General features: G+C 32.3%; 10 protein-coding genes. 3 read left to right on the top strand and 7 right to left on the bottom strand.

Annotation, left to right across the window (positions count from 1 at the left end; translation table 11 throughout):
* Window positions 1-158 precede the first annotated feature (158 nt).
* From gnd to DMR38_RS05815, 4 genes are read right to left on the bottom strand one after another with little or no spacing between them, the layout of a single operon-like run.
* On the bottom strand, window positions 159-1,055 hold the full coding sequence (gene gnd, locus DMR38_RS05830; RefSeq protein WP_127720416.1) for a phosphogluconate dehydrogenase (NAD(+)-dependent, decarboxylating): 897 nt from the start codon (window positions 1,053-1,055) through the stop codon (window positions 159-161).
* A 59-nt stretch (window positions 1,056-1,114) separates the two neighbouring features.
* Window positions 1,115-2,146, bottom strand: a complete 1,032-nt coding sequence (locus DMR38_RS05825) for a 2-hydroxyacid dehydrogenase (RefSeq protein WP_127720415.1) — start codon at window positions 2,144-2,146, stop codon at window positions 1,115-1,117.
* A gap of 49 nt (window positions 2,147-2,195) precedes the next feature.
* The gene (locus DMR38_RS05820; protein ID WP_127720414.1) at window positions 2,196-3,719 is read right to left on the bottom strand and encodes an FGGY family carbohydrate kinase; all 1,524 of its coding nucleotides are present in this window, start codon (window positions 3,717-3,719) and stop codon (window positions 2,196-2,198) included.
* 50 nt (window positions 3,720-3,769) lie between these two features.
* Window positions 3,770-4,870 carry a zinc-dependent dehydrogenase gene (locus DMR38_RS05815; RefSeq protein ID WP_243124462.1) on the bottom strand — a complete coding sequence of 367 codons (1,101 nt, stop codon included), beginning with the start codon at window positions 4,868-4,870 and terminating at the stop codon, window positions 3,770-3,772.
* Between the two features lie 310 nt (window positions 4,871-5,180).
* Between DMR38_RS05815 and DMR38_RS05810 the strand changes: the two genes are divergently transcribed.
* On the top strand, window positions 5,181-6,038 hold the full coding sequence (locus DMR38_RS05810) for a MurR/RpiR family transcriptional regulator (protein ID WP_127720413.1): 858 nt from the start codon (window positions 5,181-5,183) through the stop codon (window positions 6,036-6,038).
* Between the two features lie 102 nt (window positions 6,039-6,140).
* On the opposite strand, the gene DMR38_RS05805 is transcribed toward DMR38_RS05810, so the two are convergent.
* Window positions 6,141-9,911, bottom strand: coding sequence for a phosphoribosylformylglycinamidine synthase (locus DMR38_RS05805; RefSeq protein WP_127720412.1), 3,771 nt, complete (start codon window positions 9,909-9,911; stop codon window positions 6,141-6,143).
* A gap of 175 nt (window positions 9,912-10,086) precedes the next feature.
* Window positions 10,087-10,329 (bottom strand): hypothetical protein, encoded by a 243-nt coding sequence (locus tag DMR38_RS05800; protein ID WP_127720411.1) that lies wholly within the window; start codon window positions 10,327-10,329, stop codon window positions 10,087-10,089.
* A 145-nt stretch (window positions 10,330-10,474) separates the two neighbouring features.
* Here DMR38_RS05800 and DMR38_RS05795 point away from each other — a divergent pair, with 145 nt between their 5' ends.
* Window positions 10,475-10,876, top strand: a complete 402-nt coding sequence (locus tag DMR38_RS05795; protein WP_175412931.1) for a MerR family transcriptional regulator — start codon at window positions 10,475-10,477, stop codon at window positions 10,874-10,876.
* Window positions 10,877-10,932: 56 nt separating this feature from the next.
* On the top strand, window positions 10,933-11,712 hold the full coding sequence (locus tag DMR38_RS05790; protein WP_127720409.1) for an amidohydrolase family protein: 780 nt from the start codon (window positions 10,933-10,935) through the stop codon (window positions 11,710-11,712).
* Window positions 11,713-11,926: 214 nt separating this feature from the next.
* Here DMR38_RS05790 and glyA read toward each other — a convergent pair whose 3' ends face one another.
* Entirely contained in the window at window positions 11,927-13,171 is a 1,245-nt protein-coding gene (gene glyA, locus DMR38_RS05785) for a serine hydroxymethyltransferase (protein ID WP_127720408.1), read from the bottom strand.
* Window positions 13,172-13,298 lie beyond the last annotated feature (127 nt).

Here is a 13,298-nt window from a genome sequence, read left to right as displayed (position 1 = left end):
TCAAATATACAAAAACGATAAATACAATTAGAAATGCTCTTAGAAAGATTTAAAGCATAGTAGCTTTAAATACTCTACAATAAGATAAGCCCTTATAAATTAAGGGCTATTTTAAAAATCATATAAATAGCCCTTAATTTATAATAATTAAATTCAAACTATTCTTTTTCTACATCATGTCCACCAAATTCATTTCTCAGTGCAGCTATTACTTTACCTGTAAATGTATCATCTTCTTCTGAACGAAATCTTGTGAATAAGGACTCAGTTATAACCGGTGCAGAAACCTTGAGATCCAATGCCTCCTGCACTGTCCACAGTCCCTCACCATTAGAATGAATTATTCCTTTTATTGAACTAAGTTTCGGATCATTTTTAAATGCATCTTCCATCAACTGCATAAGCCAACCACGAACAACAGATCCATAATTCCATACTCGAGCTATCTCTTTAAAATCAAAGTTGAACTGACTTTTTTCAAGAACTTCAAATCCCTCTCCAATTGCTTCAAGCATTCCATATTCTATACCATTATGAACCATTTTTACAAAATGTCCCGATCCATTTTCACCTGTATGCAAATAGCCATTTTCTACACTTATATCTTTGATTAACGGCTCAATATACTCAAAAACCTCATCTTGTGCACCTATCATTGTACATGCACCATACCTTGCACCTTCAATACCTCCACTTGTTCCAACATCTACAAAATCTATTCCTTTTAACTTAATCTTTTCATATCTTCTCAAAGTATCTTTGTAATGAGAGTTACCTCCATCAATTATTATGTCATGTTTATTAAGGAGAGGCAAAAGATCATCTATTAAAGTATCCACTGGTTTTCCTGCGGGTACCATAAGCCAAACAACTTTTCTTCCTTTAAGTTTGGAAACCAATTCTTCGACACCATACGCACCAGTCAATCCATCCTTTTCAGCTTCTTTTACATTTCGTTCATTACAATCATATGCAGTAACGTCATGCCCATGCTCCTTCATATTTAATGCAAGATTATACCCCATCTTTCCAAGTCCAATCAATCCAACATCCATTAAGTTCCCTCCAAAATTCATTATTACTAAATTAATTCCATATCTATAAAAATTACTTCTTATTTAACCAACCAGCTTGATTCTTCATGGGTTTCTAAATATTTTTTAAATTCTCTTAATAACAAGTATGGAGTCTTGTTAAAAGTATCATTTGTTGCACCAGCAAGATGTGGTGTAATTGTTACATTATCCAATTTGTGTAATGGATGGTCTTTTTGTAATGGTTCAGTCCAAAATACATCAAGTGCTGATCCACCAATCTTACGCTGCTGCAATGCATCAATTAATGCTGCTTCATTAATTAAACCTGCTCGGGCTGTATTAATTAAATATGCAGTAGATTTCATTAATGAAAGTTCCTTTTCGCCAATAAGTCCTTTAGTTTCCTCGCTAAGTCTTGCATGAACACTAATTATATCTGACTGCTTGCATAACTCTTCCAATGAAACTGCTTTTACATTATACTTTTCTAATACATCTTCTTTTACAAAAGGATCGTAAACAACAATATTTACATCAAATCCTGATAATTTTTGGGCAACTAGTTTTCCAATACAACCAAATCCAACTAATCCTATTGTCTTGTCGGCCATATCACCCATAAAACTTGAATTAGCATATTTCTTTCTCCATTCTCCCTTAATAAGTGCTTCATGACCTTTTGCTACATTACGAAGTTGTGCCAGCATAAGAGCTATAGTAAAATCAGAAACAGCTTGTGCATTACGTCCCATAGTTCTCATTACCTTGATACCCTTTGCCTTTGCTGCTTTAACATCTACGTTTTCAACTCCGCCCCTGCAAACACCTATATAAGATGCATTACTTGCATTTATCAATTTTTCACTTATAGGTGTATGATGAGTAATAATTACGTCTGCATCTTTAACTGCTTCGTCTAATTCCTTAGGCGGCTTTCCTGCACTTGGTCCAAGTTTTTCTACTTGGCTTCTCAAATACCAGAACTCATCGTCGCTTGCTGGCTTCCAATCTACTTCCTTTACCTCTGTATCACTGCCAAAAATATCATGTACAGCACCACTCAATGTTTTTGAAGATAACATAGGATCTCCTACAACTAAAAATTTCATTTTCTATTCCTCCCTATTCCTTTATTTTTTATTGATTAAACATCCTTCATTAAGCATTTTTATTAAGTATTTCTGAAATGCGATTTATTCTGTAATTCGTCTCTTTTAAAGCAGGATAAATGTGCTTATAAATTTCATCCATAATCATATGATATTTTTCATGACGTTGTGCATCTGGTTTATATACTGTCTCATTTTTACGGGTTTTCTGTATTGCATCAGATGGGCTACTGTATACTCCACTACCTATACCAGCAATCATAGCTGCACCTAGTGTAACTTCTTCTGGTACATCCAGACAAATAATAGTTTTACCTAATATATCAGCTTTTAGCTGCATCCAGAAAGGTGAATTTACAGCACCTCCTACTACGTGCACACAGCTTATTTCTTTATTAGTTACTTCTTGTAAATTTTCTATTATAAGAGTAGATTCATAACAAAGTCCTTCCAAAATAGCTCTCACTACATCACCACGTGTATGTGATGTGGTTAATCCAAGAAATGCGCCTTTAGAAAGTGGATCTGCCCCTGGTACATACTTCCCACGAAAATGTGGAAGCATCATAACTCCATGTGCGCCTATGGGTGATTTTTCAGCTTCAGAAACCAACTCTGAAACGTTCTTTTTAGCTATTTCATTACAGAACCAGTCTAAAATTACACCTGATGAAATAACTTGTCCTCCAATATAATATTTATCATTTACTACATAATTGACACATGTAAAATTTGTTTTAATATTCTTTATATCATTAGCAGGCTCATCGGTTACCATCAAGATTTGCTCACTTGTTCCAACTGCACTCAGTACTTCACCACTTTCGCATAAGCCAGAAGCAAATGCACCACATACATAATCCATTCCTCCTGCATATACAGGAGTTCCTTCTTTAATCCCTGTTAATAAAGATGATTTATTGCTTATTCTTCCAACTAACTCCCCAGATCTTTTTAAATTTGAACATATATCAATAGGAATGTTAGCATAATTAAGAATCTCCTTTGACCAACATTTATTTTTTAAATCCATTGCCATTGTACGACAAGCTACCGAATAATCTACTGCAGCTTCTCCTGTAAGCCGATATGCAATATAATCCTGCATAGACAGCCAGTGTTTTACCTTATTAAATTTTTCAGGCATTTTATTCTTAATCCACTGCATTTTAGTTATTCCAGCCATAGGATTCGGAACAAAACCCGTAATAGAATATACTTTCTCATCCCCAAGTGTTTTTCTCCACCAATCAGCTGTCTGTTTAGTTCGTGTATCAAACCAGGTTATTGAACGATGAATCCAGTTATCGTTTTCATCTAAAAGTACACCAGCAGCTCCCATACTAGCAATTGCAATTCCATCAATACTTTCACCATTTAATTGATTAGAAATGTCCTTTAATATCGTTTGAACTGACTCCCATAACTGTCCAGGATCAAACTCAGTCCAATTATCTTCCAAATAATAAGTAACCGTTTTATGCTTTGCAATAGCTTTTATAGACCCATCTATATCATAAGCTACTGCCTTACAATTTGTCGTTCCAACATCTATTCCCACTAAACAAGGCATATGTTTCCCCCCACGAAAATACATTAATATTTTTTAACTTTTAACTTATACTATTTAACAATCTTTACACCTGGGAGTTTATTAAATTCATCATTTATTTCATCTATACAAGGCGCTACACTAACACGTAATGCTTCTCTATTCTTTACTAATTTCATACCATCAATTATCTTATCAAGTGTTACAACATGAGTTAATATATCCTTTGCAGAAACTTTTCCACTGCGTATCATTTCTAATGCAAGTGCATTATGACGCGGTGCCGAAGAAAATGTTCCAAAAACAGTAATCTGTCTATAATGCAAAAGATTGGAATCTAGATTAACTGTTGGCTTGTCTTTAGGCAATCCTGCAAAGAAACAAACTTTACCCATTTTACTTGCCATATTAAGTCCCATTATTTCAGCTTCAGGTGAGCCGGCAGTAACAATTACTATATTAGCACCAAGTCCATTTGTTAAATCCATAACAGATTTCACTGCATCTTCTTTTCCTGAACATATATATTCATCAAAGCCAAATTTTTTCGTTGCTTTCAAACGGCCTTCACTACGATTTATCAAGAAAACTTTACCTGCTCCTTTTGCCCTGGCAACTTCTGCATGCATACATCCTATTGGTCCAGCACCTATTACAGCTACCGTATCTCCTAATCCAACGTTTATAACTTCCTGTGCATTTAAAACACATGCCAGTGGTTCTGCAAGAGATGCTTCCAAATATGTTACTTCATCTGGAATATAATTAATATTGCCTGCTTTGATTGCATCTGCAGGTATAAGCATATATTCTTCAAAGCCTCCATTATAATGATGGGCAATAGTAGTACGATGATAACACATATTCTGCCATCCTGATAAACAATACGAACATGATCCACATCCTATAGCTGGTGCAACAATTACACGATCACCAACCTTATATTTTTCTATATCAGATGCAGTTTCAACAATTTCTCCTGCAATTTCATGTCCCAAAACAATAGGTGGTTTTATAGCTTTATGTCCAAAATTAAAAGTTCTTAAATCTCCACCACAAATCGCACATGCTTTAACTTTAATTAATACTGTTCCCTTTTCAACTTTAGGTCTTGCTATTTCCTCAAGCTCTATTTTTCCAATTCCTTTATACATAGCTGCTTTCATATACATTCATTCCCTTCTTTCTAGCTGTATTCTAGCTAGATCCTTATTTTATTATATAATTTAATAAATTACGAAAATTATTTTCATTTTTAGTATATCATACAGTATAAAATAATCAAGTATAAAAAATATTTTTTTCGCATTATGCTAATGTTTGTTATTAAAAGTATTGTGAAATCATAATTTACAATATATAAAATCCTATTACACCATTCCCGCTAGTATTTTATAAACACTACATTATTGTTTGTGCTATAATTAGCTGTGTGTTAAGAATTCTATATCTAAATTAAATAATAATTATAAGGAGGTAATTATGGATAATATAGAAACTGGTGATTGTTTAGCAAGAATTAGAGCAATCTATAGTAATTTAAAAACTGCGGAAAAAAAAGCAGCTCACTATATTCTAGAAAATCCTGAAAGTATTATCCATTTTTCTATTACCGAGTTTGCTTATGTAAGTAAGGTAAGTGAAACAACAATCTTCAGGCTTTGCAACAAATTGGGCTATACAGGCTATCAGGATCTTAAAATTAACCTAGCTAGTACAATAGTCAAACCAGTTGAAAATATCTTTGAGGGTATTAAAGAAAATGACGATATGTATATAATAATGCAAAAGGTCATGAGTTCAAGTATACATAGTATTCAAAAAGCCATAAGCATGAATGAAAGTACGGAAATGGAAAAAGCGGTAAATTTAATATTAAATGCAAAAAAGCTAATGTTTTTTGGAATGGGAGGTTCTTGGATAGTTGCTCTGGATGCATATCATGAGTTTATAAGAACAGGTATACCTTGTGTTTGCAATTCTGATTCTCATTGGCAAGTTATGTATGCTGCTATGGCTGAAAAAAATGATGTAATATTTGCCTTTTCTACTTCAGGAAGCAATAAAGACTTAATCGATTCTATAAAGGTAGGAAAGAAAAATGGTGCTAAAATCATTTCTATAACAAGCAACCAAAAATCTCCGCTTCAGAAGATTTCAGATATATTATTAACATCATATGGCAAAGAATCAATGGTAAGAAGTGAAGCTATGGAATCAAGAATTACATCATTAGTATTAATTAATAGTCTATTTGTGAGTGTTGCTTTAAAAAGACTGGATATAACCTTAAATAATCTTGACAAAATAAGAGCTGGCATAGCAGTAAAAAGATATTAAAACTATAAGTAATTAACAAATTAAGAATGCCTACGGCTGCTGTTAAAAGTACCTTAGGCTTCTTAATTATATTAGGACTAGTCTATATGTCTATCACTATACCTATAATTTAAAGTAATTTACACCTGCTTCAAATAACTTTTGGTCTTTTACTCCCGGAACATTTTTTATAACACTTTTTCCAATTCTTTCTGAATGTCCCATCTTCCCTAGTATTCTTCCATCAGGACTTGTTATACCTTCTACAGCAAAACATGATCCATTTGGATTAAACTTTATGTCATAACTTGGATTTCCTTGAAAATCTACATACTGTGTAGCTATTTGACCTTTATCTTTTAAATTTTTAATTACGGAATCACTTGCTATAAATCTTCCTTCTCCATGGGAAACAGGTATTGAATGTACATCCCCTACAGATACATTGCTAAACCATGGAGATAGGTTTGAAACAATTCTAGTATTTACTATACAGGATACATGTCTTCCTATTTTATTATAAGTAAGAGTAGGACATGACTCATCTATATCCCTTATTTCTCCAAAAGGTAACAGTCCCAATTTTATAAGTGCCTGAAAGCCATTGCATATTCCAAGTATAAGTCCATCTCTCTTATTTAAAAGCTCCATTACAGCTTCTGCTATTTTAGGATTTCTGAAAAAAGTAGCAATAAATTTTCCTGATCCATCTGGTTCATCTCCTGCACTAAATCCACCTGGAAGCATTATAATTTGAGATGAATTTATTCCACTCACTATTCTATCCACTGACTCTTCTATCTGATTTCCAGTTAAATTTTTAATTACAACAGTATCAACTTCTGCTCCTGCATTTTTAAAAGCCCTTCCCAAATCATACTCACAATTGGTTCCAGGAAATACAGGTATAATAACCTTAGGTACAGAAGCTTTCACAACTGGAGAATTTTTATGTCTGCTTTCAAAACGCTCAAACTTTATTTTTTTATTTTCAACTTCAGTATATGTAGGGAATATACTTTCCAAAGTTTTTCCCCAATATCCTACCATATCTGAAATATTAATTTTAATTCCATTTACACTGATACTTTGTTCTTTTTGGGTAACACCAAGAATCTTATAAGAAAGCCCTTTAAAGCTCTTTTCAAAGTTTACAGATGGATCCATTTCCACAACTATCGAGCCGTAATCTGGAGCAAAAATTTCTTCGCCCTTCATAGGTTCTGTAAATTTCATTCCTATCCTATTTCCAAAACTCATTTTACTTACAGCTTCACATATTCCTCCTGTTTTAACAGTAGAAGCTGCTAATATTTCTCCTTTTCTTACCATATAGCTTACAACACTATACATTTTTTTAAGTTCTTCAAAATATGGTAACTCAAATTCATCTTTAGAAGCTTTCAAAAGTATTACATTATTTCTGTATCCTTTAAATTCAGGAGACTCAAGTTTATCTGCCTCCCCAAGTGCTGCAGCAAAAGATACTAAAGTAGGTGGTACATCCATATCTTTAAAACTTCCAGACATACTGTCTTTTCCACCTATTGCTGCTATTTCAAAACCTCGCTGAGCATGTAATGCTCCTAAAAGAGCAGAAAGTGGCTTTCCCCATCTAATAGGTTCTTTACCTAGTCTTTCAAAGTACTCCTGAAAAGTTAACTTTATACTATTAACATCTCCACCTGAAACTGCAATTTTAGCTACGGATTCAACTACTGCATACAAAGCTCCATGGAATTGACTCCACTTAGCTATATCTGGATTATATCCAAAACTCATTAAAGTAGCAGTATTTGTTTTACCATCTAATACTGGCAATTTTGCAGCCATAGCTTCTATTGGTGTATCTTGATACTTTCCTCCAAAAGGCATAAATACAGTAGAAGCACCTATTGTGCTATCAAATCTCTCTACAAGTCCTTTTTGGCTGCATACATTTAAATCCTTTAGTGTTTCAATCCACTTATTTAAAATCTCACCGTCATTCATATTCTTGTACTGCTTGCTGCTCTCAAAATAACCACTTTCTTCCGGGGCTTTTATAACAACTTCCGTAGTTGCCCTAACTCCATTAGTGTCTAAAAATTCTCTGCTTAAATCTAAAATAAGTTTTCCCTTCCAATACATTTTAAGTTTCTCGTCTTCTGTAACTTCTGCTACTGTAGTAGCTTCAAGATTTTCTTCTGATGCATATTCTATAAATTTATTTTCATCTTCCTTTGATACAACTACAGCCATACGTTCTTGAGACTCCGATATTGCAAGTTCTGTTCCATCCAATCCTTCATATTTTTTAGGAACTAAATCCAAATTTATTTTAAGTCCGCTTGTAAGTTCTCCTATAGCTACAGAAACTCCACCTGCACCAAAATCATTACATCTTTTTATCATCTTGCTGACTTTTAATTTTCTAAAAAGTCTTTGAATTTTTCTTTCTGTAACAGGATTACCTTTTTGCACTTCAGCTCCTGAGGTAATAAGTGACGTTTCTGTATGTTTCTTAGAAGATCCAGTTGCTCCTCCACATCCATCTCTTCCAGTTCTTCCTCCTAACAGTATTACCACATCAGAGGGTTTTGGTTCTTCCCTTTTTACATTTTCAAACGGAGCTGCACCTATTACAGCACCTATTTCCATTCTCTTTGCCCTATAGCCTTCATCATATATTTCAGAAACCATACCTGTTGCAAGACCTATTTGATTCCCATAAGAACTGTATCCCGAAGCTGCTCCTAAAGTTATTTTTTTCTGAGGAAGCCTTCCTTTTATAGTGTCTCCTATTTTAGTTCTAGGATCACCACTTCCCGTAACTCTCATAGCTTGATACACATAGGATCTTCCAGAAAGAGGATCTCGAATTGCTCCTCCAAGACAAGTTGCCGCTCCTCCAAAAGGTTCTATCTCTGTAGGATGATTATGAGTTTCATTTTTAAACATTACGAGCCATTTTTCAGTTTTTCCATTTATATCAGCATCTACAACTACGCTGCAGGCATTTATTTCATCTGATTCGTCTAGGTCCTTTAATTTACCATCTTTTCTAAGCTTTTTCATTCCAATAATAGCTAGATCCATAAGACATTCAGTTTTTTTGTTTTCCCCATATATCTCATCTCTTAAATTTAAGTAATTTTCATAGGATTTCTTTATAGGTTTAGAAAATTTTCCGTCTTCTATGGATACTTTACTTAATTCGGTAGTAAAAGTAGTATGTCTGCAGTGATCTGACCAATATGTGTCTATAACTTTAATTTCAGTTATTGTAGGATTTCTCTTTTCTTCTTTAAAATAATTTCTGCAAAAAATCAAATCTTCCAAACTCATAGCAAGACCAAGTGAATTTAAAATATCCTTTAAATCATCATCACTTTTTTCTATGAATCCATCCAAAATTTTTACAGAAGAAGGTGCGTCTAATTTTTCACTTAAATGATCTATTTTTTCCAAAGAAGCTTCTCTGGAATCTACTGGATTTATACAATAATTTTTTATTTTCATAAATTGTTCTTTAGATATGTTTCCATAAAGTAAGTATAATTTTGAAGATTTAACCTGAGTTTTCTCACTCTGGGTTAATATTTGAATACATTGAGATGCAGAGTCAGCTCTTTGGTCATACTGACCTGGAAGATATTCTACGGCAAAAATCTTAGCATTCGTTTCAGCTTGTAATTCTTCTTCATATATTTCATCTACAGTTTTCTCTGAAAATATTATATACTTTGATCTTTCATATTCACTATCATCAATATTTTCTATATCATAACGATTTACTACTCTTATATTTTCTAAATCATGAATATTAAGGCTTTCTCTAATATCTTTCATAAGGCCTTGAGCTTCTATGTCAAATCCTTTTTTTTTCTCTACAAATAGTCTTTTAACACTCATTGTACTCTCTCCTCATTACTTATTTTTCGAACGTTTTTTGCATTTTTGTCATAATAGTTCGTACACATTATATCATATATATATACCATTGTGAATAATATAGTTATAAGTTGTTATTATATTTTACATTAATCATATTAAAAAATAGCTAGCTGCTATGCTAATTTATTTATCTTTAATGAATCCTAATTGATAATACTTCCTTTACATTTTTACCTAAGTTATAATGTCTATTATAAAAGCACTTGTTTTGAGAAACTATACCTTTAATTACGTGTCCTGTAAAAGTAATTATTTCTGCCTGTTCTCCCATCTCACAATCTCTTAAACATGCACCTCTTGAAAATACCTTAATTATTTGCCCGTCATCATAATATTTTGTATTTTCCACTTCAATTAAACTTCCCCTTTTTATCATGATAATATCCTCCCCACTATACTTCCTTTAATATAAATTGTATGTACAAACATAATAAAATATTATTTCAATTTTAAACAATATATTAGTTGAGTATTTAACAAACTATTATATAATTGAAATATCAGAAAGGTTGGTAATTATAGTGAAATATTATTCCATAAAAGATGTTTCAAATGCAACAGGTCTCACATCTTATACCATAAGATATTATGAAAAGATAGGATTTTTACCATGGTTAAAAAGAGACAAAAACGGAGTTAGAACCTTTACAGAATCAGATATAAAATATCTGGAGTGTTTGATATTTTTCAAAAAAATAGGAATGTCACTTGATGATATCAAGGAAATCATTAAAGAAGGCTGTATGATAAAAGATTTTAAAAATGGTTTAAATGTACATAATATAATTCAGAAAAGATTAAATATATTGGACACTCACATACAAAAGCTAAAAAAGGAAAGAGAAGAATTGGACATACTAATTAATGCTTCTATAGATAGAAGAAATATTTATAAAAAAATTTTAGAATCACCATTGACTTAGAGTCAACTCTAAGGTTTATCCTCTTTATATACAATATATAGAAGGGATAGATTAAAATGATTATAGACAGTCACGAACATGTAATGCTACCTACTGAAAAACAAATTAAAATAATGGACGAAGCAAAAGTTGATTTAACTATTTTATTTGCTACATCAATACACCCTGAAGATGCAAAAACAACATCTGAAGTTAAAAATGGCATATTAGCTTTAAACAATATCTTAAGTGGAAATATAAATTCTTTAGAATCAAGAAAAACCATAAATAAAGAATTAGCTTCAGTTATAAAAAGCAATCCTGAAAGATTCAAGGGCTTTGGAAGTATCCCAGTTGGTATTTCAGAAGATGAGACCAGCCATTTTATTGAAAATCAAATTGTAAAAAACAACTTTATAGGTATTGGTGAATTTACTCTTGCTTCTGGTAATATAAACTTACTTAAAAATGTATTCAACTCAATGAACAATTTTAAGCCAATGCCTATATGGATTCACACCTTTAGTCCTTTAACTTTAAGTGACATAAAAGGTATAGCAAATTTAGCTAAAACAAATCCAAATATACCTGTAATACTTGGCCATATGGGAGGACTCAATTGGCTTGATACTATTGAAATTGCCAAGGAAATAAATAATATATATTTAGATACATCTGCAGTTTATGCAACTATTGCATTAAAGTTAGCCGTGGAAGAACTTCCAGAAAGAGTTCTATTTAGTTCGGATGCTCCCTGGGGAAATCCTCTAGCATCAAGAACTATGATAGAAGCAGTAATTAAAGATAATGGTCAAAAACAATTAGTTCTAGGTGAAAATATATTAAGCCTTATGTGATATTTACTGTATGTGAAATTAGCCACACAAATCAATTATTATACACCTTTCCACTTATTGATATTGTAAAAAACACAGTAAATTTAAATAATATATGACGAAAGAATCAAGTAACTAAAAATAGCATGTCAAAAATATTCTTTTTTAAAGGTATTCTTGACATGCCTGTAATTAGTTATTACATTGTGCTAAAGATATAAAAGCTTTTGTTTATTTACAAATTTACACTATATAGTGGAAACTTATGACATAGTTCAACTACTTCTTCCTTAATTTTAGAAAGATCACCATCTCTGTTCTCTACGGCACTGTTTATAAAATAAGCTATTTTCTTCATTTCCTCTTCTTTAAAGCCTCTTGTAGTTGCCGCCGGAGTGCCTATCCTAATTCCACTTGTAATATTTGCCCCCAATTTATCAAAAGGAACTGCATTTTTATTTACTGTTATGCCCACTTTTTCTAGGATTTCCTCAGTGTCCTTTCCTGTTATGTTTTTATTGGTGAGATCCACTAAAAGAAGATGATTGTCAGTTCCACCACTTACAAGTCTGAATCCATATTTTACAAGTTCTTCTCCCAAAATTTTCGCATTTTTAATAACCTGGTCTATGTATTCTTTATATTCAGTTTTTAATGCTTCACCAAAACAAACTGCTTTAGCTGCTATAATATGCATTAAAGGTCCCCCTTGTATGCCCGGAAATATAGTTTTATCAAGATCTTTACCATATTTCTCTTTGCAAATTATAGCTCCTCCCCTAGGTCCTCTAAGTGTCTTATGTGTAGTAGTGGTAACAAAGTCTGCATAAGGTACTGGCGACATGTGCTTTCCTGCTGCAACTAATCCTGCAATATGAGCCATATCTACCATCATATAAGCTCCAATTTCATCACATATATCTTTTATTATCTTAAAATCTATTTCCCTTGAATAGGCACTTGCTCCAGAAACTATCATCTTAGGTCTATGTTTAAGTGCCAGTTCCCTTATCATATCATAGTCAATTCTCTCTGTTTCTTTGCTTAACCCATAAGAAACAAAATTATATAATTTTCCTGAAAAACTAACTTTACTTCCATGAGTTAAATGACCCCCATGACTTAAATTCATTCCCATAACTGTATCCCCTGGTTTCAAAACTGACATGTAAACTGCCATGTTAGCCTGTGACCCTGAATGAGGCTGAACGTTAAAGTGTTCTCCTCCAAATAGTTCTTTCATTCTCTCTTTAGCTAAATTTTCAACTTTATCGACTACAAAGCATCCTCCATAATATCTTTTTCCAGGATACCCTTCAGCATATTTATTTGTAAGAAAAGAACCCATTGCTTCCATTACAGCTTTACTAGTAAAATTTTCTGATGCAATAAGTTCTATACCATCTTCCTGTCTTTTATACTCTTCTTTGATTATTTCATAAACAGCATTGTCTCCATTTTTAAGGCTACTAAAATCCATTTTTTTCTCTCCTTTTTCAAAAAATTTTCAGTATAATTACCTATAATAAAGAATTATACTGTCTAGTGCTTAACTTTATTAATATATTACTTTATAAATTCCTTTTACACAAGTATAGTTTTTAATA

Source organism: Clostridium sp. AWRP (assembly GCF_004006395.2).
GTDB lineage: Bacteria > Bacillota > Clostridia > Clostridiales > Clostridiaceae > Clostridium_B.
This window is presented reverse-complemented; position numbering and strand designations above follow the sequence as displayed.